The sequence below is a fragment of the Allobosea sp. OK403 genome, assembly GCF_900113835.1.
Taxonomy (GTDB): domain Bacteria; phylum Pseudomonadota; class Alphaproteobacteria; order Rhizobiales; family Beijerinckiaceae; genus Allobosea.
In genome coordinates, this window is sequence record NZ_FOQV01000012.1 from 96,902 (window position 1) to 118,290 (window position 21,389).

The 21,389-nt window shown below is 64.4% G+C and carries 20 protein-coding genes; 7 read left to right on the forward strand and 13 right to left on the reverse strand.

Going from position 1 to position 21,389, the window contains the following annotated elements; genetic code table 11:
• Positions 1–96 precede the first annotated feature (96 nt).
• The 4 genes from BMZ97_RS26550 to BMZ97_RS26565 are packed head-to-tail and all read right to left on the reverse strand — an operon-like array spanning position 97 to position 2,870.
• A complete protein-coding gene (locus BMZ97_RS26550; protein WP_092177068.1) occupies positions 97–936 on the reverse strand; it encodes a transporter substrate-binding domain-containing protein in 840 nt (279 codons plus the stop codon).
• A 17-nt stretch (positions 937–953) separates the two neighbouring features.
• Positions 954–1,694, reverse strand: coding sequence for an amino acid ABC transporter ATP-binding protein (locus BMZ97_RS26555; protein WP_092177070.1), 741 nt, complete (start codon positions 1,692–1,694; stop codon positions 954–956).
• Positions 1,687–1,875 carry a hypothetical protein gene (locus BMZ97_RS26560; RefSeq protein ID WP_092177072.1) on the reverse strand — a complete coding sequence of 63 codons (189 nt, stop codon included), beginning with the start codon at positions 1,873–1,875 and terminating at the stop codon, positions 1,687–1,689. The genes BMZ97_RS26555 and BMZ97_RS26560 overlap by 8 nt, the downstream gene beginning before the upstream one ends.
• The gene (locus BMZ97_RS26565) at positions 1,872–2,870 is read right to left on the reverse strand and encodes a LysR family transcriptional regulator (RefSeq protein ID WP_092177198.1); all 999 of its coding nucleotides are present in this window, start codon (positions 2,868–2,870) and stop codon (positions 1,872–1,874) included. The genes BMZ97_RS26560 and BMZ97_RS26565 overlap by 4 nt, the downstream gene beginning before the upstream one ends.
• Before the next feature lie 273 nt (positions 2,871–3,143).
• On the opposite strand from BMZ97_RS26565, the gene BMZ97_RS26570 reads away from it, so the two are divergent.
• A complete protein-coding gene (locus tag BMZ97_RS26570) occupies positions 3,144–3,827 on the forward strand; it encodes a hypothetical protein (protein WP_244546607.1) in 684 nt (227 codons plus the stop codon).
• Between the two features lie 103 nt (positions 3,828–3,930).
• Here the strand turns inward: BMZ97_RS26570 and BMZ97_RS26575 are convergent, their stop codons facing one another.
• The gene (locus BMZ97_RS26575; protein ID WP_092177076.1) at positions 3,931–4,887 is read right to left on the reverse strand and encodes a TonB-dependent receptor; all 957 of its coding nucleotides are present in this window, start codon (positions 4,885–4,887) and stop codon (positions 3,931–3,933) included.
• A gap of 452 nt (positions 4,888–5,339) precedes the next feature.
• Between BMZ97_RS26575 and BMZ97_RS26580 the strand changes: the two genes are divergently transcribed.
• Positions 5,340–7,541 (forward strand): mechanosensitive ion channel domain-containing protein, encoded by a 2,202-nt coding sequence (locus BMZ97_RS26580; protein WP_175525756.1) that lies wholly within the window; start codon positions 5,340–5,342, stop codon positions 7,539–7,541.
• 96 nt (positions 7,542–7,637) lie between these two features.
• Here the strand turns inward: BMZ97_RS26580 and BMZ97_RS26585 are convergent, their stop codons facing one another.
• From BMZ97_RS26585 to BMZ97_RS31785, 5 genes are all read right to left on the reverse strand, one after another.
• Positions 7,638–8,021 carry a hypothetical protein gene (locus BMZ97_RS26585; RefSeq protein WP_092177080.1) on the reverse strand — a complete coding sequence of 128 codons (384 nt, stop codon included), beginning with the start codon at positions 8,019–8,021 and terminating at the stop codon, positions 7,638–7,640.
• 116 nt (positions 8,022–8,137) lie between these two features.
• Positions 8,138–9,370 (reverse strand): HlyD family secretion protein, encoded by a 1,233-nt coding sequence (locus tag BMZ97_RS26590; RefSeq protein ID WP_092177082.1) that lies wholly within the window; start codon positions 9,368–9,370, stop codon positions 8,138–8,140.
• Entirely contained in the window at positions 9,363–9,815 is a 453-nt protein-coding gene (locus BMZ97_RS26595; protein ID WP_244546608.1) for a hypothetical protein, read from the reverse strand. Before BMZ97_RS26595 ends, BMZ97_RS26590 begins: the two co-directional genes overlap by 8 nt.
• 37 nt (positions 9,816–9,852) lie before the next feature.
• Entirely contained in the window at positions 9,853–10,296 is a 444-nt protein-coding gene (locus BMZ97_RS26600) for a hypothetical protein (protein ID WP_092177084.1), read from the reverse strand.
• A gap of 130 nt (positions 10,297–10,426) precedes the next feature.
• Positions 10,427–10,561 carry a hypothetical protein gene (locus tag BMZ97_RS31785; RefSeq protein WP_280141790.1) on the reverse strand — a complete coding sequence of 45 codons (135 nt, stop codon included), beginning with the start codon at positions 10,559–10,561 and terminating at the stop codon, positions 10,427–10,429.
• A 314-nt stretch (positions 10,562–10,875) separates the two neighbouring features.
• On the opposite strand from BMZ97_RS31785, the gene BMZ97_RS26610 reads away from it, so the two are divergent.
• Both BMZ97_RS26610 and BMZ97_RS26615 read left to right on the forward strand, forming a co-directional pair.
• Positions 10,876–12,684 (forward strand): adenylate cyclase, encoded by a 1,809-nt coding sequence (locus BMZ97_RS26610; protein WP_092177088.1) that lies wholly within the window; start codon positions 10,876–10,878, stop codon positions 12,682–12,684.
• Between the two features lie 381 nt (positions 12,685–13,065).
• On the forward strand, positions 13,066–14,070 hold the full coding sequence (locus tag BMZ97_RS26615; protein ID WP_244546609.1) for an alpha/beta hydrolase: 1,005 nt from the start codon (positions 13,066–13,068) through the stop codon (positions 14,068–14,070).
• A gap of 212 nt (positions 14,071–14,282) precedes the next feature.
• Here the strand turns inward: BMZ97_RS26615 and BMZ97_RS26620 are convergent, their stop codons facing one another.
• From BMZ97_RS26620 to BMZ97_RS26630, 3 genes are all read right to left on the reverse strand, one after another.
• Entirely contained in the window at positions 14,283–14,624 is a 342-nt protein-coding gene (locus BMZ97_RS26620; protein WP_092177093.1) for a hypothetical protein, read from the reverse strand.
• Positions 14,625–14,633: 9 nt separating this feature from the next.
• A complete protein-coding gene (locus tag BMZ97_RS26625; RefSeq protein WP_092177201.1) occupies positions 14,634–15,524 on the reverse strand; it encodes an oxidoreductase in 891 nt (296 codons plus the stop codon).
• 281 nt (positions 15,525–15,805) lie between these two features.
• Positions 15,806–16,411: a TetR/AcrR family transcriptional regulator gene (locus BMZ97_RS26630; RefSeq protein ID WP_092177095.1), complete on the reverse strand. Its 606-nt coding sequence runs from the start codon at positions 16,409–16,411 to the stop codon at positions 15,806–15,808.
• A 79-nt stretch (positions 16,412–16,490) separates the two neighbouring features.
• Between BMZ97_RS26630 and BMZ97_RS26635 the strand changes: the two genes are divergently transcribed.
• Genes BMZ97_RS26635 through BMZ97_RS26645 form a run of 3 tightly spaced genes read left to right on the forward strand, consistent with a single transcriptional unit; the run spans position 16,491 to position 21,180 of the window.
• Complete coding sequence (locus BMZ97_RS26635; RefSeq protein ID WP_092177098.1) at positions 16,491–17,612, forward strand: efflux RND transporter periplasmic adaptor subunit; 1,122 nt, start codon at positions 16,491–16,493, stop codon at positions 17,610–17,612.
• Positions 17,609–20,746, forward strand: coding sequence for an efflux RND transporter permease subunit (locus tag BMZ97_RS26640; RefSeq protein ID WP_092177101.1), 3,138 nt, complete (start codon positions 17,609–17,611; stop codon positions 20,744–20,746). Before BMZ97_RS26635 ends, BMZ97_RS26640 begins: the two co-directional genes overlap by 4 nt.
• Entirely contained in the window at positions 20,743–21,180 is a 438-nt protein-coding gene (locus BMZ97_RS26645; RefSeq protein ID WP_092177104.1) for a MarR family winged helix-turn-helix transcriptional regulator, read from the forward strand. Before BMZ97_RS26640 ends, BMZ97_RS26645 begins: the two co-directional genes overlap by 4 nt.
• Positions 21,181–21,389 lie beyond the last annotated feature (209 nt).

Consider the following 21,389-nt stretch of genomic DNA (forward strand, 5'->3'; position numbering starts at 1 on the left):
CATTTTTGCGATTCAGAGAAACGCGGAAGTGCTCTAGGCGACAGAGCATCGGAGCCGGTTACGTTCCGGCATCCGACGCTCTGCGTTGAGCATTCGCTACTTCATGTAGACGACGATGTCCTCACCGAACCACTTCTGCGAGATCTTGCTCAGCGTGCCATCTTCCTTCAGCTCTTTGAGCGCCTTATCGATGTCGGAAAGTAAAGCCTGATTTTTATCGGCTTTGTGAATCAGCATGAAGGTGTTGTTGATGGTGATTGGATCGCTCGCCTTGATGTCGAGCTTCTGGTTGTCGATGACTTCCTGCTGCCCGAGGTTCGATGGCAGGATCGCCGCGTCGTATTTCTTGTTCTGAATCTCGTTCAGGCGATTGGGGTAGGGGACACCGGCATTCGATGCCGTGATGTCGAGCTTGTAGCTCGGGTTGTCCGCCTGCCACTGGGTGACGAACCTGTAAGTCCCTCCGCCGGCCGTCAGGGGCACGACCTGCTTACCGACCAGATCCTTCAATGCGTTGATGTTGCTGTCCTTGCGGCTATAGATCTTCAGCAGACTGGCGCCCATCGGGTTTTCGGGAATGAGGAACTGCTTGCTGCGTGCCGGATTCTTGTAATAGCCGCCGGTCGAGATGTCGTACTTCCCGGTGACGAGGCCGGTCTCCTGCGCAATATCCGCGGCCCCTTCCATCTCGAACTTGTACTGGGGCAGCTTTGCGTTGATCGCTTTCAGGACATCGGGCTCATATCCTTGCGGCTCGACGCCGATCGCGCCCCATGACAGGGGCTTCGACTCTGCCGAGGTCGCGATCTTGATCGTCCGGACTGGGCTGGCGGAGGTCTGAGCATAGCTCGCCCCAGCGGTTGAAAGAGCGATTGCCATGCCGCCAGCAACGGCCAAACCGAATTGACGGCGCGAAAGTGATTTCATTGTAGACATTGTCTAGGAATCCTTTCTTAGTTGTGGGTGTGTTCAGAGTTCAGGAACTGGGCAAGGCGTGGGCTGGAGGGTGTATCGAAGATCTCGGTCGGGCTTCCGTCGGCAGCGACGATGCCCTTGTCCATGAAGACAATTCGGTTCGAGATGCTCCTTGCAAACTGCATCTCGTGGGTCACGAGCAGAGAGGTAATTCCTGACGACGCGACATCCTTGATCACCTTCAGAACTTCACCGACGAGTTCAGGATCAAGCGATGAGGTGGGTTCGTCGAAGAGCATCACATCCGGTCGAACCGCCAACGCACGCGCGATGCCGGTGCGCTGGAGCTGGCCACCCGAGAGCTGCGACGGGTAGCTGTCTTGCTTCGCGGAGAGCCCGACTCGTTCAAGCTCTTGCAGGGCGATTTGGCGCGCCTCGTCCTTGGATTTGCGCTGCACGACTACAAGCGGGTCCATCACGTTTTGAATGACCGTCATGTTCTTGAAGACGTTGAATTGCTGGAAAACCATGGCGGTCCGGCACCGGATCGCCTGGATCGCGGCCTTGTCGACGCGCTGGTAATCCATCCGGATCTGATCGAACGTGATGGTTCCCGATGCCGGCTTGACCAGGTAGTTGATGCATTTCAGCAGCGTGGTCTTGCCGGTACCGCTGGGACCGATGATCGACACCACGTCACCGCGACGCACGGAAAGATCGACACCGTTCAGGATCTGGGTGCTTCCGTAGGACAGCCTCAAATTTTTGAGTTCAAGCATCTCTGGTTGGTGTCCTTTCGAAGGAGCGCTGCTGTCGGGTTCGATGGGGCGGCAGCCAGGATTTTGCCGGAAGCTCCAGCCATTCCAGATCCTGCCGCAGGCGGGCTTCCAGCGCGGCAAGTCCCAGTGCAGCAAGTCCCATCGCGGCCAGCCCCATCGGGGTTGCGGGCGATACGATCATGAGCGCGCCTCCTGGTTGTCCGCCGCGCCATAGACGGCATCGGCCAGCATCTCGGTGCCGGCCGCATCGCGCAGCACGAAGCCTGGGATGAGCGCAGCGGCGGATTTCAGCAGCGCCTCGTTCAGCGCCGCGATGCTGGGCGTGAGCGGGCGCGCGACAGGCGAGATCGCCCCGAACAGGAACGGGATCGTCACGTCGAGCGGGCGCAGCACGACGCCCTTGATGGGCAGACCACAGGCCGCCGCAGGCTCGATGATGGCGACGCCCAAGCCGCGACGCGCCAGGGCGAGCGCCGTGAGGGAGGCATTGGCGTCGATCAGTTCGCGCGGCGCGATGCCGGCTGCCGCGAACGCCTCGTCCACCCGCCGGCGCAGCCGATAGGGGTTTGCCATGGTGATGACGCGCCGCAAGGCGAGGTCAGCAAGCGCGACGACGTCACGGCTCGCCAGCGGATCGTTTTCCGCCATCGCCGCAAGGCAGGGCGCCTCGCCGATCCAGTGCACATCGAGGCCGGGATGCTCGATCGGCAGGCTGGCCAGGCCGAAATCGGCCGATTGCGACAGCACCTGCTGCACCACGCCCTCGGCCGCGAGCGCCTCGATATGGATCTGCCGCGGCAGGAGCGCCGGATCCATCGCGGCGAGCGCATCCGGCACGATGCTGGCCGCGAGCGCCGGCGTCGCCGCGAGCTCGATCGCGGGCAGCGCCCCGGCCCCGATCGCCGCCGCACGCTCGCGGATATGCTTGAGGCCGAAGAACAGGCGCTCGACCTGCACATGGAACAGCACGCCGCGCGGCGTCGGACTGATGCGCGGACCGCTGCGATGCAAAAGCTCGTAGCCGATCTCCGCTTCGAGATCCCGGATCTGCCGGGTCACGGCGGGCTGGGAGCGGTCCAGCAAGCGCGCCGCGCCGGTGATGCTGCCCGCCGACATCACCGCCACGAAGGCTTCAAGCTGCCGGATGTCGAAAGCCTCATTATTCATATCCGATATGCTAGGTCCGCATTGATACAGATCAAACATAAAACGCTGATCAATAATCGCCTATCCGCACATTTTTGAATGATTGGAAGATATTGATACTGATTTCGCATAATGAGAGACTGTTCTTCCCCTAGCGGAGCCTGGCGCAGCAATGCCGTTCGCTTCGGCCATTCCGAGCCCACCCGCGCCACCTCCACCCCGGTTACGAAGGACCTCGACCGGGACAGGTTTTTTCGTCAGCGCAGTCGGGCAGGTGGTCACGAATGCGCATGTCGTCGAGAGTTGCGCCGATCCGAAGACCCGAGGGAGAGCCGCGCCGGCGACGGCGGCACGCGCCAGGACGTCCGCAGCCTCTACATTGTCACCGGCACGACTTGGATGTCTGCTTTGAGTGATTGCCTAACGTTAGCTTCCGGCGCTCGCCAGACCCATCATAACCAGACTTGCCACGAGCGGCGCGGCTCTGCACCATCGGGCATGCCCCGTCGCGCGACCCTTGCGGCGTTCCGGAAGGACGCCGCCTATTTTGGCCTCCTGGCTGTCCAGACGGCGGCAGCGACGGCGCTGTTCTGGGTGATGTTTCCGTTGTTTCGCCAGATGATCACGCGGATGGGCGAGCCGCTGCAGGTGAGCCGCCTCGTCGAGCTGGAAATCGTGCTGGCGACGTTGATCCTGCATTGTGCCTACTGGGCACGCTACCGCTGGGTCGCGGTCGCGATGCCGGTCCACAACCCCTTTCTCGGTCATCTCGTCCAGTTTGCCGGGCGCTCCAGTTTTTTCTTTGGCGGCGCGCTGTTCTCGGTGCTGTTTTTCCGGCACGTGCCGGAGCTTACCGGGCTGCCCTCGCTCGGCCAGGCCCTGGCCAGAGGCCTCATCGTGCTCTGGGTGCTGTTTGCCCTGTTCTGCTATTCGCTCGAGCTCGACCGGCTTGGCAAAGCCATCGAGGAGCCGCCCAAGCAGGCTTGAAAGGAAGCGGGCTTGGCAAGCAGCGGGCCCTGAACCGATGTGACCGGCCGGCGCGCTGTCTGCAGGCTTTCGTGAATTCCTCTCCGTGCCCCTTGGCCGAAACTCAGTGTTTCCGGGTCAGGTAAAGCGGCACGGAGAGCACGAGCTGGATGGAGGTGCCCGTCTTGCCGGTCGTGCTCCGCGACAGTGCTCCAGCCAGCCCGACGCCGAACATCTTGTTGTCGGCGGCATCGTACTTCTCGAATTCCAGCGTCGCGAAGACCTGCCGAACCGGCTTGGCGTGGATGATCGTGCCGAGATTGCCGCCGCCAAAGGTGGCGTAGCCGGCCTTTCCCGTCAGCTTCCAGCCGGCCTCCCACTGATGATAGGCCCCGACATAGCCGCCATAGAGCGGCTGAAGCTGGCCCGGCCCGGAATTGACGGTGACATAGGTGAGTGCGAGGCCTGCGATGAGGCCGCGGTGTCCCGCCTCGTCGAGGGAGAAATCCGCATCGAGCCCCCCTGACCAGGTCGTCGTCAGAGCCGATCCGGGTGGAATCCTGACGGGCCGCGAGACCGAGCCGGAGACCGAAAGCTCGGGGACGAACCGGGCCTGATCGAGGAAGGTATAGTCGAAACCGGTGCTGAAGCTGCCCAGCGCCAGTTGCGACCATGGCGTGGAAACCGTCTTGGAGCTGGCGAAATCGAAGCCCGCATGGACGCTCAGATCGTCGGTGATGTCGATGGTCAGCGGGGCATCGATGGAGAGCGACTTGCCGGAGCTGCTCGTGATCGAGAAAAACCCGCGACGGCCGATGACGAAACTGTTTCCCGGCGATCTGGCCATCGTCGCGGAGGCGTCGATATAGATCACCGGTCCCGTCGCTGACGGCTCGGCCTCCTCGGCGGGCGCCTCCGTGCCAGGCCGCTCTTCGGCAAGGCTGGCCGGGGCGGGAAGGGCGCATGCGAGCGCCATCAGGACCCGGTGGAGAGCCCGGCTGAACGGCGCCGACCGCCGCGCGCCGCCAGGGGAGATGCGCTCGCGGGGCGTGAGTTCCTGGGGCACGAGTTCCTGGGACATCAGCTCCGCATTCCCTAGTGATGGCTCAGCCCTGCCGCAACTCCCCAGCGGGGCATGCGATGGAGCGCCTGCGCATAAACTTGGACTTGCAGACGTCGTGAAGCTTGTCGGCGTGGTTCGCATCGACTAACCTTGATCCTATAGGGGACTTCGGTCAATTCAGGCCGATGGTTTATAATTTTCATATGTAAAATGGGACGGTGATAATTTTTCGAGGGTGAAATTAGTCTGTACAAGAATATACGTCCGTGTGTTATTGAATTTCAGTCGATAAATTTGCTGGCGATGTCGATGATATGAGCTTGTTTGCCAAAACAGACTTCAGCTGATTTTTTGATCCGATGGCAAGTGGTCGTGCATCAATGTCTAGTCGGAAACAATTAGCCGGGCGACCATTTACGTCAGATTTGGGATTTCTGGCGATCTTGCCTTTATTCTGTCTGTTTTTATGTTTGCACGCCCTCTCGCTTCCGGCGCTCGCCCAAACCCCGGCTCCGCCCGCCGGGATCAGCCAGGAGCAGTTCGACGCACTTGTCGAAGCTATCGGCCGATCGGTCGTCGAGAAGCTGAAGGCTCCCGCGCCCGCGTCTGCGCCGGCGGCGAGAGGAGGGGCCTCGGACCCCGTCGGGGTCGCGACGCCGGACCCGCTCGAAGACCGGGTGGCGCAATTCGTCGACAGAGGCGCTGCCGCTTTGGCGGCTTTCCCTGAACTCGGCCGCCGGCTGGCGGAGTTTCCCAAGCTGATCGTCCAGGCCGGCGATGGCCGCGGATTGTCTGCGTTTCTCCTGCTGTTGTTCATCTCCGCGGCGATGGCGCTCGCCGTCGAACGGCTCGTGGCGGCGCTGTTCGGTGGTTTGCGAACGCGCCTGGGTGCGAGAGTGGCCGCGACATCCGGCCCTTCCGCATTGCTGCCGATCGGCGCGATCCTGGCGCTCGATCTTGTCGGCGTCGCCGCCGTCTGGCTCGTCAGCTATGGCGCGATCGGCATCTGGTTTTCCCGCGGCGTCGGCCAGGACAAGCTGGCGGCAGCAGTCCTGGCGGGGATCTTCGCCTGGCGGCTTTACATGCTGGCTTTCCGGTTCGTGCTGCGGCCGGCCCTCGCCGGCGCCCGCCTCGCGGCAATGGATGATGGCGAAGCCGCCGCCCTGTATCGCCGCGTCACGCTGATCGTCCTCCTGATCACGACCTTGCGGATCGTGATCCGCCTGCTGATCGCGACCGCGACCCCGGCGGAGGCGATCGCCGCCGGCCAGATCCTGGTGACGAGCCTCGTGCTGAGCTTCGTCTTCTGGATGGCCGCGCGCTCGCGCATCGCCGTCGGTCGCTGGCTGGCCGGGCTGGCCTCGACCCAAGACAGCCTGGCCGGCCGGCTGGGCGCTCACTGGCTCACCGTCGCGGCGCCGCTTTTCCTGGCGCTCGGGCTCACCCAGATCTACGGCGCCGTGGTCGCGCGCTACACCGTGCCCAACGCCGTGCTCCTGACGCTCAATGCGCTGATCGCATTGATCCTGTTTCAAACGCTGGCGCGCTACCTGACGCGGCTACGCCCGGCGGCTGCGCCCGCACTCGCGGACGGCGAGCCGGCCGCCGAGCCCACCGCCGATGCGGTGGCCATGCCGGTTCCACGCCGTTTCACCGATGTCGTCATTCGCTGCATCAGGACGGCCGTCCTGCTCGCGATCATGGTCTTCGTCGCGCAAAGCTGGATCGTGGATGTCTTCGCGCTCGTCGACGAGCAGGGCTGGCGGATGCTCGCCCGTTCGTCTCTCGCGACAGCCGTGACGCTGTTCCTCGCCTTCGTGGCCTGGGAGCTGGTCGATTTCTTCACCCGCGCGCCACCGGCGACGGCCAGCGACGTCGCGGCGGCAGGAGAGGGCGGCGGCGGTTCCGGCTCCCGCCTTGCGACCATGCTGCCGCTGCTGCGGGTCGTGCTTGCGATCACGATCGGCGTGCTGGCCCTGCTCATCGTGCTCTCGGAGATGGGGGTCAACATCGCGCCGCTGCTGGCCGGGGCATCGGTGTTCGGGCTGGCCTTGTCCTTCGGCAGCCAGGCGCTCGTGCGCGACATCGTCTCGGGGATATTCTACCTGAGCGACGATGCCTTCCGCATCGGCGAGTACATCGATTGCGGCAAGGCGAAGGGATCCGTCGAGGGTTTTACGCTGCGCTCGATCCGGCTGCGCCATCAGAACGGCCAGGTCCACACCATCCCGTTCGGCCAGCTCGGCCAGATCACCAATTTCAGCCGGGACTGGGCGACCGTCAAATTCAACCTCCGCTTCAAGCGCGACACCGATCTCGAGAAACTGCGCAAGACGGTCAAGAAGATCGGCGACCAGATGCAGGCGGATCCCGAATTCGCCAATGATTTCATCGCTCCGCTGCGCATGCAGGGCGTTGCCGACATCCTGGACAATGCGATCCTGGTTCGCTTCAAATTCACCGTCAAACCGATCCAGCCGAGCTATGTCCAGCGGGTTGCGGTGAAGACCATGGTCATGACCTTCCCGGCTATCGGGATCGAGTTCGCGGACTCGATGGTCGCGGTCCAGACAATGGGCGCAGGCGGCGATCAGGCCACTGCTGCGGCCGCGAGCTCGGCCCAGAACCGATCGCGGGCCGAACTGGCCCTGTCCACGGAGGCGGGACAGTGACGATGCATATGGCGCAGTCCTGGGCCGACGCAGTCCTCGCCAGAGCAATGGCAGGGTGCCGCGCAACGCTTTGCTCCGCCTTTTTGATCACACTCATCACACCGCCAGGAAGGCGGAGAGGCTGCGTCCGGCGCCCGCCTCCCTGACCAGGGAGGGGAGCGCGATCAGGCGCCGCGCGAGTTCGGGAAAGGCGGCGAGCGCCTCCCGGCTGCGCGCGACGGATTCGCTGACGCGCCCTTCGAGTTCGTCTTCCCGAGCTCCGGCCGGAGCGGCGGGCGGAGCTGTGGTGCCCTTCTCGGCCTGGCGGGCGTCCAGCTTCCGAACGACGGCCGCGCCGATCGCCTCGACCAGCGCCTCGAACTGCTCCTTGCCGATACCGGCCGGAGGTTGAGGTGGGCTGGGCGAAAGCGGGGTATGCGAAGCCCGCGCGACCGCGCACAGCAGGAAGCAGCCGTAGAGCCACGCAGCCAGGTTCGCCATGCCCCCTCTCGCCGAGTGGCGACAGGGGTGTTCAGGTGACGCGAGGCAATCGCTGCCCGTCTGACTCCGCCCCTAGCTGCGGCTCTTTCGTCACGGGCGGTTTCTGCTGCTCGCTGTCAGTGGCCGCTGAAGACGAGGGTCTGGATCGGCAGCACCAGCGCCTGGATGCGCAGCAGCAGGGCGTGCACCAGCCCGACCGCATCGACCGCGTGCAAGGCGATGCGGCGCAGCGTGCCGGTGTCCTTCGCCACGATCACGTCGTGATTGCTGCTATAGGCATTGGCGATGCAGCTGCTGCCGGGCGTCACGCCGTCGAGCCCGCCCTGGTAGAGCGGCTCGAGGAAGGTGAGGATCGTTCCCGGCCGGACCACCTGCTGCGCATCGATCAGCTGTTCGCCGCTTCTGAGCTGGCCTGCGGCGATGAAATCTTGCACGCCCGTCACCACCATCGGAATGACCTCCCACGGCTTCGAGATGCAGGTGACCTCGGCAGCCATGCCGACCTTGATCACCTGCGCCTCGATCTGGCTGAAGCCGGCCTGCAACCTGCCCCGCCCGGCCTCTTCCGGGATGATGATCCCGGCCGGGCGCATGAAGGGGTTGACGATGTCGCCGATCCGCAGCGTGAACTGTTCGACGCGCCCGGCGAAGCCGGCGCGCACGACCGTTTTCTGCAGCTCGACCTCGGCCTGGGCGAGCGCGGCCGCGGCGCTGGCGCGTTCGGCGGGAAGGAGCGAGACGATCTTCGCCTGGGCGGCGTCCTTGGCGGCCGTCGCCGAAAGGACGGCAGCCTCGCGGCCCGCCACGATGTTCTCGAGCCGTTCGATCTCGCGCGTCGCGACGATGGCATCGTTGCGACGCTTCAGCTCGTTCTTGGTTTGCAACTCGTCCATGGCCTGCTGCAGGGCGCTCTTCGCCTCCAGGATCTTGCCTTCATCGGCCAGGATATCCGCCTTCGCGACGACGAGCGCGGCATCGGCCTCGGCGATCTTGCGGCGCGCTGCCTCAACGGCCGCCTCCTGCGTGCTGCTGTCGAGCGTGAAGATCGGTGCGCCCTTGGCGACCGCCTGGCTGAAGCCGACATGGATCTGCGCGACGCGGCCATTGACCTCCGGCACGATCGGGACCGTCCGGAAGAAGACCGTGGCGCTGGTCGTGGAGGGGTGGTTGTAGAAGATCACGGTGATCAGGCCGACCGTCAGCATCACGCAGGTGACGAGACCCCAGCGCAACTCGAACCAAACCGAATAGAGCGTGAGCTCGCGGCCGAACCGTTTGCCCTGGCGGTAGCGACGATAGAGATAGTCGGGAAGGAGGGTGAAGAACGCGCAGACCAGAAGCTCAAGCATGGTTCTTCTCCTCGATGCCGGCGCCCGCGACCGGCATGGTCCCGTCCGGTCCTGGCACGGCGGTCTCCGCGTCCGATGCTGCGTCGCCGCCCCGGCCCGGCGCGATATTGGCCATTTTCTCGAGGGAGCCGGCCATCCGGCCGAACATCCCTGGGATGTCAGGCAGGTCGATCAGCGCGAGCAGTAGCCCGGCGACCCAGAAGGCATGGACATGCGTGAAGAGCGCGAGCAGCCCGAGAACGGCGACGATCTCGAACTGGATCTTGTGCGTCTTGTGCGCCATCCGCTCCGGCAGGGTATGCAGGCGCAGGAAGAGCAGGCCGATGCCCAGCACCGCTCCGACGAGGGTGATCGCCGCGACCACCATCAGGTGGTCCGTCCCCCCCGGCTCGGTAATGAAGCTCGGCAGGTGGTGAGGGGCGGCGGGGTTCATGGCGGGGTTCATGGCGACTTCCCTGGCTTCAGGAGGCTGACGGGCAGGTCTACTGCTTGAATCCGATCAGGACCCCGTCGGCTCCCAATGAGAGCTGGAGGCCCTTCCTTTGCGTCGCGAGACGCATCAGCACGCCCTTGGCGTTGCGCAGCCAGAGCGTGCCGCGGCCCTGGCCGCCGATCGCCCAGCCCTCGCGGATCTGGACATAGGCGCCGGCGATGTCCTCGACCTGGTTCAGGCCATAGACGGAGCCGGTCGCCGTGAGGCGCGACGCGCCGATGCCGCCGATGCCGAGCCCGCCGACGGTGATGTCGTAGCTGCGGTTGTGGAAGCGGAGCGTGCCACCGCCGATCGCCCCGGAGCCGATGAAGGCGACCTGGAGCTGCTTGATGCGAACGGTGGCGCTGGGCGGCCCGCTGGGACGGGTTTGTGCGTAGGCACTCCCGCTGGCCAGCAGGAAGCCCAGAACGAGGGCGGCGATCCTTACAATCATGATGCTCTCCGGATGGTTGTCTCGCGGGCGTCGGACTTGCGGGCGTCGGATTTGCGCGGAGAATCGCCGGTCGGTTCCGAGGGCCGGGCGGGATGGCGCATTTGAGCGCTGCGATGGGCATCCGATGCGCTCAAAAGTGACAGGCGATGCTGGAGAACGCGCCGTGCTGGGTGGCGCGGTATGTGAACCCGTCGTTGCGGTAGTCGGTGTAGCTCGCCCGATAGCCGAGCGCGGTCGAGATCGACTCGGCCCAGCGATAGCTCACCGACGCGAAGTCTCACAGGGAGGACGATTGCTCCTGGCGCAGAAGGGCTGCCTTGGCCTCGGCGAGACCGGAGCAAAGCGAACAGAATTCCTCGTTCGTCCTGGCAAGTTCCTCAATGGCGTGTTCCCGATCCGGAAAATGGGCGACGGCGACCAGCAGCTTTGGATCGATGATGAAAACCAGACACCTTCTCAAGGTGAGGCGGTTGCGCCGTCTCTTGATCCGTCAGCATTGCCCTGTAGCCGGCAACTCGGGAGTAGTTTACGGTAGGTTACATCGGAGCAATGTCGCGACGGATCAGGAGAGGCGATCCTATGCTCGACGGCCGCAGCATTGCCGATGAAGTGCCCCAGGTGCGACCGCAGCATTCAGCGGACGATGTGCGCGCTGAGCTTGATCGTCTCTTCGCAAGTCCCGAATTCAACGTTCCGAGCCGAGCCAAGAAGTTCCTGCGCTATATCGTCGAAGAATCGCTGGCGGGACGCGCGGCCCGCATCAAAGCCTATACGGTGGGAACCAAAGTCTTCGAGCGTGATCCCGGCTTCGATGCTCAGAACGACCCGGTCGTTCGCATCGAGGCCGGACGGTTGCGCCGCGCGCTGGAACGCTACTATCTGATCGCCGGCTTGACCGATTCCATCGTGATTTCGATCCCGAAGGGCGGCTATGTGCCATTCTTTGAGGTTCGGGCAGCGCAACAGATCCTGCCCCTCGTGCCAAGCTTGCCGCCCCCCGACAAGGTCGGTCCTCAGCCTCTGCCACGGCGCATGGCTTGGCTCGGAGCCGGCGTGGCCATCTCCGCCGCTCTGTTCATCGGCATCGCCCTGCCGAGCGGCTCACGCAATGTTCCAAGGCTGACGATAGAAGCCCCGGCGGGGCCGACCCTTGCCGTCATGCCGTTCGTCAATCTCGGCGACATCCCGGAGGCGAAGATCTATGCGGAAGGGTTGACCGAGGAGATGATGAGCCAGGTCGCGCGCTTCAAGGAACTGTCGGTCCTCGGCCGCGAAACCTCCCGGAACATCCTGCCCGGCGCCGATATCACGCAGATCCATCGCGCGCTTGGTGCCAGATATGTGCTGGAGGGAAGCGTTCGCGCCGCGACCTATCAGCTGCGCGTCACGGGCCGGTTGCTCGATGCCGGGACAGGGGCGGTGCTGTGGTCGCAGAGCTATGACGGCGACCTGCGCGTGCACGATCTCTTCACGATTCAGAACGATGTGGCGCAGAAGGTCGCCACGGCCATCGCGCAACCCTATGGCATCATCTTCCAGGCCGACGGACTACGGACCGGCGCAAATTCGTCGGACAATCTCGAAGCCTATGCCTGCTCCCTCAAGTTCTATGGCTACCGAACCGCACTCTCCGCCGAGAGCCACAGCGCGGTTCGCGGTTGCCTCGAACAGGCCACCGCCGCCAATCCTGGCTATGCGACCGCCTGGGCGATGCTGTCGATCCTGTATCTCGACGAGGATCGCTTCGGCTTCAACCCGAGGCCGGGCTCGTCAACAGCCATTCAGCGTTCGACAGACGCGGCTCGCCGTGCCATCCGGCTCGATCCGGCGAACATCCGGGCGCTTCAGGCTCTCATGATGGCGCTGTTTTTCACCCAGCAACCGGCGGAGGCGCTCGAAATCGGCGAGCGGGCCGTGGCCTTGAATCCGAACGATACCGAGTTGCTCGCCGAGCTCGGCACGCGCGTGGGGCAAGTCGGGGCCTGGGCCCGCGGCACTGCGCTGCTGGAGCAGGCACTGGCCCGCAATCCCGCGCAGTCCGACTATTATAACGGGATCCTGGCTCATCACGCCTATATGCAGCGCGACTATCGGCGGGCCGAAGCGCTGATCCGGCAGGTCAGCCTGAACAGGTTCCCACTCTACCATTTCGTTGCCGCCATCATCTACGCCCAGCTCGAGATGAAGCCGCAGGCGGCGGCGGCGAAGGGCGAGTTCCTCCGCCTGATCCCGACGTTCTTCGAGAACTGGGAGCACGAGGTGGCCAAGCGCAACTACCGGCCGGAGGATGCCATCCACCTGGCCGAGGGTGCCCGGAAGGCCGGCTTTCCATTGCCGGCCAGGACAGTGGCAGAGGCTGCTTCCGCGGCGGAGTTCCCGCAGCACTGAGCGCCGCGGCCACCCCGAGCATACAGGATGCTACAGGCCCCGCCGCCGCGCCTCTGCTAAACGCAGAGGCAAGGTGATCCTGCGCTTCGAAGCTAACCGAGCAGTTCTCTGACGGGCCGTGCTCCTACCGGCACAGCCCCCCTTTGCAGACGCCGATGGGCGTGTCACCACTCGCTGTCGGTGTTACGTTGGGTCATCGAGGCCTCTTCCGGCAAAGCGAAGGCGACGACTGTGCTCATGGCCGCAGCGGCTCACATCAGAATTCGAACCTGGCTCATCGCAGCGCTTGCCGTGGCGGCATTCGGTGCAGGTTGTGGCACCCGGCCAGAGACCGGTTTTCTCGCCCCGGTAGCCGCGACCGACGCAGAGGGAACGCCTCACATGATCCTGGTCGCGACGACCCGCAAACGGGACGAACGACCGGGCACCTTCTTCGGCGGCGAGCGCGCAACGCCACTCGATTTCGCGGGGATCGAGGTCTCGGTGCCCCCCGGACACAAGCCGAGCGAAATCGAATGGGCCTCCGCGGCGCCGGGCAATGCCCAGAGCAATTTCGTCGTCCGCCGGGCCGGCTTTCTCGACGGGGAGAAGGCTTTCGTCCGGTCGCTCAACGCCCAGCTCGCGGCGCGTCCGCGCGGCAGCCGCAAGGTGCTGCTATTCATCCACGGCTACAACACGATGTTCGCCGAGGGGCTCTATCGCTTCGCCCAGCTCGTTCACGACGCCAAATCGTCCGCCGTGCCGGTGCTGTTCACCTGGGCGTCGCGCGGTGAGCTGACGCAGTACGTCTACGACAACAACAGCGCCACGACGGCGCGCGACGATCTCGAACGGACCATCCGCCTGATCTTCGCGAGCGATGCCGAGCAGGTGAATATCCTGGCCCATTCGATGGGCAACTGGGTTACGGTCGAGGCGCTGCGGCAGATCAAGATCTCCGGCGGGCTTGCGCAGATCGGCAAGCTCGGCAACCTCGTGCTGGCGGCGCCCGATATCGACGTCGATGTGTTCAAGTCGCAGATGCGGCGCTTCGGCAAGCCCAAAAAGCCGTTCTTTATTGTTCTGTCTAAGGACGACAAGGCGCTCGGCGCCTCGCGCTTCATCGCCGGCGGCCAGGAGCGTCTCGGCGCCGGGAGCAACACGGCGGAGCTCGCCGAGCTCGGCGCCGTCGTCATCGATCTCTCTGACGTCAAGGCGACGGACTCGAGCAATCACGGCAAGTTCGCCCAGCTTGCGGCCATCGCGCCGCAGCTGGAGCATGCCTTGGCCCAGGGCGTCGACCAGAAGCCGGGCGCCGCCGCAGAGGCGGCGGGAGAGTCCCTGAGCACGATCGTTTCGCTACCGATCAAGATCCTCGGCCTGCCACTGAAGATCATCGCGCAATAGTCGCGCGAGCCGAAGCCGAACCAGAGCAGCCGGTGCCTGTTCGAGACACCACTCAAACCAGTGGAGGAGACAATCACGGCGACGAAGTGCGCGATCTTTACAGCCTCACCCATACTGGGCGGTTTCATGGCGATGGTGCAAATCCAACCCGCGGAAGCTTCGTCTACTGCAAGACGGTCGGCATCCCGAAACGCTGGGTCGCGCGAGCCGGTTCAGCGGCGCGTCAGCAGCCAGGGATAGCGGCGCAGATATCTGTCGCAGACCTGTTGTTCCAGGCCCTTGGCGTAAGCCGCGGAGAACTCCTTGGCGAAGTCCGCGCCGCCCATCACTATCGCCCGTGACGAGATATCCCCGCCCTTGCTGTCGGGAGGGGCTTGCGTCTGCGACCCCGTCTCGACGAGCGCGAGGCCACGGCAGCGCGCCGCCGCCTCGCGGGCCGCGCCGATCTGGTAGAGAGCCCGGGGCGAGCCCGCCTCCGGCGGCGCCTGGGCGGACACCGGCAAGGCGGCGACCAAAGCCAGCATCAGCAGCGCCGCCGCGAATTGTCCTTGCAACGACGCCTCCTATAACCGTGAGCTGAAGGTGATTGAAATTGCCATGATTGCAAGGCCCGCCTCCGATGTCGTTGATGCCGACATCAGACCCGGCAACCCGTTCTGCTTTCGCAGGCTCTTGTCGAACGCGAATTCGGGGACGAAACGGCGCAGAAAACTGACCTGGCGCGCCATTTTCCCTGCCGCGTAGCGCCGCTTCGGAGCGGTGGCGGTCGCAGCTTCGAGAATCGTCTTTGCTACGATTTCCGGCGCATCACCTGCGTCGATCGCTGTCCGCATGATCGTGTTCATGCCGTCCCGCGCGGCGTCATAGATGTCCAGCAACCGGTCCGGCCTTACGAGGTTCTCTTCAAATGACGTGCGGGTATAGGCCGGCTCGACCAGCACAACTCGGATCCCCAACGTGCGTAGTTCATGATCGAGCGACTCCGAATAGCCTTCCACGGCGTGCTTGGTCGCCGCGTAGAGCGCGGAGTAAGGCGCCGGGATCAGTCCGAGCAGCGAGCTCAGATTGACGATCCTGCCTTGCTTCTGACGGCGCATCACTGGCAGCACCGCGTTGGTCACGCGCAAAACGCCGAAGACGTTTACATCGAATAGCGCCTGGGCCTGCGCGGTCGAGGATTCCTCCGCGCCGCCGAGCAGCCCGATGCCGGCATTGTTGACGAGCAGGTCGATGCGGCCGGCCTTGGCCATCACCTCGTTGACCAGCTTCGCCACGGACTCATCATCGGTCACGTCACAGGCCAGCATGGTCACGCCGTCGATGCTTTCGGCGGCCGTGCGACGGCTGGTTCCGAACACGCGATAACCCGCACCCCGCAAGGCTTTGGCCGTCGCGCGCCCGATACCGGAGGATGCGCCTGTCACGACGGCGACGCCAGGACTGATCATGTTCATGGAGATCATCTCTTTTCTATGTGTGTTGGATTGGTGAGGCGGAGACCCGAAAGGCCGGGGCGCAAGATCGGCGCGAGAGGCCTCAATCATGAGCGCCTTTGGCGCGCCGGGCGGTCAGCGCGTCGAGAGCGGTTTCCGATCCAGTTGGATCGTTCAACAGCTCTAGCTCTTTGGTTTAACGCGTTTTCTTCACGGCCGTTGGCCGCAGAGCGCGCTCGTAGGAGCATCCCGTACGGGCTCGGTGCCCGCTGCACTTGCGATGGGGCCTCGGCGGACAATCGTCATTGGCGCCGGCTCGGCTGCACATCGTGCGCAGACGACTGCGCCGCGACGCTAGCGGCCGCCGCCTGCAGGAACCGTTTCGACAGACGCTCGTCGTTGACAGAGCGCGCGAGCAGAACTGCGCCGACCATCGTCGAGAGAATGGCCATGGCCTTGCCATCGGGCACATCACCATCGGCCTTGCCGACCCAGCCGCTCAGCATCTCAAGATGGTCTGCGATCCCGGCTTCGAACGCCGCCTTCACGTTCGGACCTTGCCTGGCGGCATCCGAGCCCAGCGCGACGATGGGACAACCATCCGTTTTCTCGGCGCAGTGACCCATGCTGAGATAGAAATCGACCACCGCCGCCAGCGGGGCCTCAGGATTGGACCGGGCGGCAGCCGACCACCGGCCCGTGGCGCTCTCCAGCGCGCGCTTGGACGCTTGCGCCGCCAGATCGTCCTTGGATTCGAACTGTTTGTAGAAGGCGCCCTGCGTCAGCCCGGCGCCGGCCATCAGATCCTTCAGCCCAATGCCGTCGAACCCATGCTCCCGGAAGAGACGGCTGGCCACGTCGATGACCGTTTCCCGGTTTTCCTCGGCCTGCTGGCGCGTGACACGCATCGGGACCCTCCATAATTAGATTGCGTTCGACATCTATATTCGGTATAGCGGTCGAATGCAATCTAATTGGTTCGGGACGATGAGCAAGAAAAAGAAGTCAGTGATCGCCGCTGGGGGCGTCGTGCTCGCCGTGGCGGCAGTGGCGGGATTCGTCACCTTGTCGGCGCGCCCCCAGAGCGCGTCTGCGGTCGGCGATCCCAGGCAGAATGCTCCGATCGTCAGGCTGGTGACGCCAACGCCGGTCGTGGACGCCGAACGGCGTTTCACGGGGGCTGTCGCGGCCCGGGTGCAGAGCAATCTGGGCTTCCGCGTTCCGGGCAAGATCGTCGAACGCCTGGTCAATGTCGGCCATGCCGTGGCGGCCGGCCAGCCGTTGATGCGGATCGACGAGACTGACCTGCAGCTCGCCCTCGCAGCCAAACGCAACGCCGTCGCTGCGGCTCGCGCTGTCCTGGTTCAGGCCCGTGCCGACGAGAAGCGTTATGCCGTTCTGGTCAAGGACGGTTTCGCGGCCAGCCCACAGCGCTATGAACAGGCAAAGGCTGCCCTCGACACCGCCGCCGCCCAGCTTGCAGCGGCCGAGGCCGACGAGAAAGTGGCTGAGAACGGATCGAGCTATTCGGTCCTCGTTGCCGACGCCGATGGAATCGTCGTCGAGACCCTTGGCGAGCCGGGCCAGGTCGTAACCGCCGGGCAGACCGTCATCCGGCTTGCCCAGGCCGGCCCGCGCGAGGCGGTCGTCGCGCTTCCCGAGACGATCAGGCCGGCCATCGGTTCTTCGGCCGTGGCCAATCTCTATGGCGCGGAGGCCCGCCGCTACTCGGCGACCCTCCGGCAGCTCTCGGATTCCGCGGATCCGCAGACCCGCACCTATGAAGCGCGCTATGTGCTCGACGGCGAGGCCGCCTCAGCGCCGCTCGGCGCAACCGTGACGATCCGGCTGGCCCATCAGACGAGTCAGCCCGAGATGGAAGTGCCGCTCGGTGCGGTGCTGGACGATGGCCAGAAGACCGGTGTCTGGCTGCTGGACGCTGCCACCTCGACCGTGAAATTCCGCCCGATCACCCTTGTCCGGGTGACCAGCGAGACTGCGATCATATCTGGACTGAGCGCGAGCGAGCCGGTGGTGTCCCTCGGAGCTCACCTGCTGCAGGACGGCGCCCGCGTCAGGACCCTGTCCCAAAACGGGGGCACCAAATGAGCCTCAATCTCTCAGCGATCGCGGTACGCGAACGGGCCGTCACCCTGTTCTCGATCATCCTGCTGGTGGCAGCCGGCATCTACGCTTTCTTCATGCTCGGCCGGGCGGAGGATCCGAGTTTCACCATCAAGACGCTGACCGTCACGACCGTATGGCCGGGTGCGACCGCGCGCGAGATGCAGGATCTGGTCGCCGAGCCGCTGGAGAAACGGATCCAGGAACTGACCTGGTACGACCGCGTCGAGACGACGACCCGACCGGGTTACGCCTATATGACCGTCACGCTGAAGGACAGCACGCCGCCTGCCGCGGTTGAGGAAGAGTTCTATCAGGCCCGCAAGAAGCTTGGCGACGAGGCCCGCAACCTGCCGGCAGGCGTGCTCGGCCCCTTCGTCAATGACGAATACTCGGATGTGAGTTTCGCCCTCTATGCCTTGAAGGCCAAGGGGATGCCGATGCGCGAACTGGCGCGGCAGGCGGAGACCATCCGTCAGGACCTGCTGCATGTTCCTGGCGTCAAGAAAATCAACATCCTCGGCGAGCGACCCGAGCAGATCTTCGTCGAGTTCTCGTATTCGAAGCTCGCGACGCTGGGCGTATCAGCGCAGGACATCATCACGGCCCTGCAGCGGCAGAACACCGTCACCCCCGCGGGCTCGATCGATACGAGCGGTCCGCAGATGTTCATTCGGGTGGACGGCGCCTATCAAGGCCTGAAGGCGATCGCCGACACGCCCATCGTCGCCGCGGGACGGACGCTGAAGCTCTCCGATATCGCCGATATACGCCGCGGCTATCAGGATCCTCCGACATATCTGATCCGGCGTCAGGGCGAGGCCACGATCCTGGTTGCCGCCGTCATGCAGGCGGGCTGGGACGGGCTGGCCCTTGGCAAGGCGCTGGAAGACAAGACGGCGGCAATCGCGCAGACGCTGCCGCTCGGCATGACGCTCGACAAGGTGACCGACCAGGCCGTCAACATCACCTCGGCGGTCGACGAGTTCATGATGAAGTTTGCCATGGCGCTGGGCGTCGTGCTGCTGGTGAGCCTGCTCAGCCTCGGCTGGCGCGTCGGCATCGTCGTGGCCGCGGCCGTGCCGCTGACGCTTGCCGTCGTCTTCCTGATCATGCTGGAGACCGGCCGGTTCTTCGACCGCATCACGCTCGGCGCCCTCATCCTGGCGCTCGGCCTCCTGGTCGATGACGCCATCATCGCCATCGAGGTCATGGTGGTGAAGATGGAAGAGGGCATGGACCGCATCAAGGCGGCTGCCTATGCGTGGAGCCATACGGCGGCGCCGATGCTGTCGGGCACGCTGGTGACGATCGCCGGCTTCCTGCCGGTCGGTTTCGCGCGTTCGACTGCCGGCGAATATGCCGGCAACATCTTCTGGGTCGTGGGCTTCGCCCTGATCGTCTCCTGGATCGTGGCGGTAGTCTTCACGCCCTATCTCGGCGTCAAGATGTTGCCTGACATCAAGCCGATTCCCGGCGGTGTGCACGCGATCTACGATACGCCGAATTATCGGCGGCTGAGGGGGCTCATCACCTTTGCCGTGCGCCACAAGTTCATGACATGCGCGATCGTCGTCGTGGCGTTCGCGCTGTCGGGCATCGGCATGGGCGGCGTCAAACAGCAGTTCTTCCCGACATCGGACCGCCCCGAAGTGCTGGTCGAGGTGCGCTTGCCCGAAGGGACAAGCGTTGAGACGACGACGGCTGCGGTCCAGAAGCTGGAAAGCTGGCTGGGCAACCAGCCCGAGGCGACCATCGTCACCAGCTATGTCGGCCAGGGCGCGCCGCGCTTCTTCTTCGCGATGGCGCCCGAACTGCCTGATCCCGCCTTCGCCAAGATCGTTGCCCTGACACCGGATGCCGGGGCGCGAGAGGCCTTGAAGCACAGGCTGCGCGAGGCCGTGTCCCATGGCCTTGTCCCTGAAGCCTTCGTGCGCGTCACCCAACTCGTCTTCGGACCCTACACGCCGTTCCCGGTCGAGTTCCGCGTCATGGGCCCCGATCCGGCGCAGCTATATGCAATTTCCGCGCAGGCGCTGGAGGTGATGCGGGGCGTTGCGGATGTCCGTCAGGCCAACCGCGACTGGGGCAATCGCACGCCCGTGCTGCGCTTCGTGCCCGACCAGGACCGGCTTAACCTCATCGGCCTTTCGCCCGCGGCGGTTGGCCAGCAGCTTCAGTTCCTGCTGACCGGCGTCACCGTCACGCAGGTTCGCGAGGATATCCGCAATGTGCCGGTGGTGGCGCGCAGCGCCGGCAGCGAGCGGCTTGACCCGGCGCGTCTCGCAGACTTCTCGCTGATGAGCCGCGACGGTCGCCAGATCCCGCTCGATCAGATCGGCCACTCCGAAATGCGCCTGGAGGAGCCGATCCTGAAACGGCGCGACCGCACGCCCGTCATCACGATTCGCGCGGATATCAATGAGGCCACCCAGCCTCCGGAGGTCTCCAAGCAGATCATGACGGCCCTGCAGCCGCTGATCGCTTCACTCCCGGCGGGCTATCGCATCGAGACCGGAGGATCGATCGAGGAGGCGACCAAAGCCAATACCGCCTTGGGGAAGGTCTTCCCGGTGATGATCGCCGCCACGCTGATCGTCATCATGCTTCAGGTGCGCTCGTTCTCGATGATGGCGATGGTGCTGCTCACGGCGCCGCTGGGCGTGATCGGCGTCGTCCCGACATTGCTCCTCTTCAATCAGCCCTTCGGGTTCAATGCCATCCTGGGTCTGATCGGCCTGGCCGGCATCCTGATGCGCAACACCCTGATCCTGACCGAGCAGATCGAGGAAAACCGCGCGGCCGGCCTCGACGACTATCACGCCGTCATCGAAGCGACGGTGCAGCGGACACGGCCCGTGATCCTGACGGCGCTCGCGGCGGTGCTCGCCTTCATCCCCCTGACGCATTCCGTCTTCTGGGGATCGATGGCCTACACGCTGATCGGCGGCACCGCCGTCGGCACCGTGCTGATCCTGCTGTTCCTTCCCGCGCTGTATACGGCCTGGTTCCGCATCAAGCCGACGCCCGATCACGAAAGTCGGGGTTCGTCGGTTAGCCCGGAACCGCACGTGGCATTGGAGGCAGGGGCTGAAGGCGCTACGGAACTCGCCGGATGAAGGCCTGGTCTGCCACGACGTCGATCGGGCCTGAGTGGAACTCGGGCGTCTTGGTGCAGGCCCAGCGCGCCGCTCGCGTCCTGACGCGGCGTTTTGACAGCGCCTTGCAGCCCGTCGGGATCAGCAGCGGGCAGGTCTCGCTGTTGATGTCGATCGATCAGGCAAAATCACCGAGCCTCGGCGCCATCGCCGCTCTGTTGGCGATGGACAGAACGACACTGACGGCAAACATCAAGCCGCTGGAGCGCCGCAAGCTGGTCAAGACGAGTATCGACGAGAGGGACGGGCGGGTCCGCATTTTAGCGTTGACGCCGGAAGGCCGCACGGTGCTCGCCGAAGCCTTGCCAATATGGATTCGACTGCATTCCGCGATTGAAGCCCGCTTGGCAGAGCCCATGCGTTTGAAGGAAGATTTGAGCTTGTTGTCTGAGTGATCGTGCGATGAGACGCGTCGGCATTTCACCCGTCGCCGCTATACGTCCGCACCAATAATCCGGGGCTACGTCAAATCGACGGGGTGCCTGTCACGAGGCGCTGAAATTTTGAATTATGAGTGGCTACATCGACACAATTACAAAGAGTTACAATGAATTCCTGAATCGGTTTCGAAGAGCTTCAGAATGCTTCGAAGAGATCCAGGACG

Bases quoted from the DNA above. Each gene is read 5' to 3' on its own strand.
- BMZ97_RS26550 (WP_092177068.1), bottom strand. From the start codon at position 936: ATGTCTACAATGAAATCACTTTCGCGCCGTCAATTCGGTTTGGCCGTT.
- BMZ97_RS26555 (WP_092177070.1), bottom strand. From the start codon at position 1,694: ATGCTTGAACTCAAAAATTTGAGGCTGTCCTACGGAAGCACCCAGATC.
- BMZ97_RS26560 (WP_092177072.1), bottom strand. From the start codon at position 1,875: ATGATCGTATCGCCCGCAACCCCGATGGGGCTGGCCGCGATGGGACTT.
- BMZ97_RS26575 (WP_092177076.1), bottom strand. From the start codon at position 4,887: ATGTCCCAGGAACTCGTGCCCCAGGAACTCACGCCCCGCGAGCGCATC.
- BMZ97_RS26585 (WP_092177080.1), bottom strand. From the start codon at position 8,021: ATGGCGAACCTGGCTGCGTGGCTCTACGGCTGCTTCCTGCTGTGCGCG.
- BMZ97_RS26590 (WP_092177082.1), bottom strand. From the start codon at position 9,370: ATGCTTGAGCTTCTGGTCTGCGCGTTCTTCACCCTCCTTCCCGACTAT.
- BMZ97_RS26595 (WP_244546608.1), bottom strand. From the start codon at position 9,815: ATGAACCCCGCCATGAACCCCGCCGCCCCTCACCACCTGCCGAGCTTC.
- BMZ97_RS26600 (WP_092177084.1), bottom strand. From the start codon at position 10,296: ATGATTGTAAGGATCGCCGCCCTCGTTCTGGGCTTCCTGCTGGCCAGC.
- BMZ97_RS26610 (WP_092177088.1), top strand. From the start codon at position 10,876: ATGCTCGACGGCCGCAGCATTGCCGATGAAGTGCCCCAGGTGCGACCG.
- BMZ97_RS26615 (WP_244546609.1), top strand. From the start codon at position 13,066: ATGATCCTGGTCGCGACGACCCGCAAACGGGACGAACGACCGGGCACC.
- BMZ97_RS26625 (WP_092177201.1), bottom strand. From the start codon at position 15,524: ATGAACATGATCAGTCCTGGCGTCGCCGTCGTGACAGGCGCATCCTCC.
- BMZ97_RS26630 (WP_092177095.1), bottom strand. From the start codon at position 16,411: ATGCGTGTCACGCGCCAGCAGGCCGAGGAAAACCGGGAAACGGTCATC.
- BMZ97_RS26635 (WP_092177098.1), top strand. From the start codon at position 16,491: ATGAGCAAGAAAAAGAAGTCAGTGATCGCCGCTGGGGGCGTCGTGCTC.
- BMZ97_RS26640 (WP_092177101.1), top strand. From the start codon at position 17,609: ATGAGCCTCAATCTCTCAGCGATCGCGGTACGCGAACGGGCCGTCACC.
- BMZ97_RS26645 (WP_092177104.1), top strand. From the start codon at position 20,743: ATGAAGGCCTGGTCTGCCACGACGTCGATCGGGCCTGAGTGGAACTCG.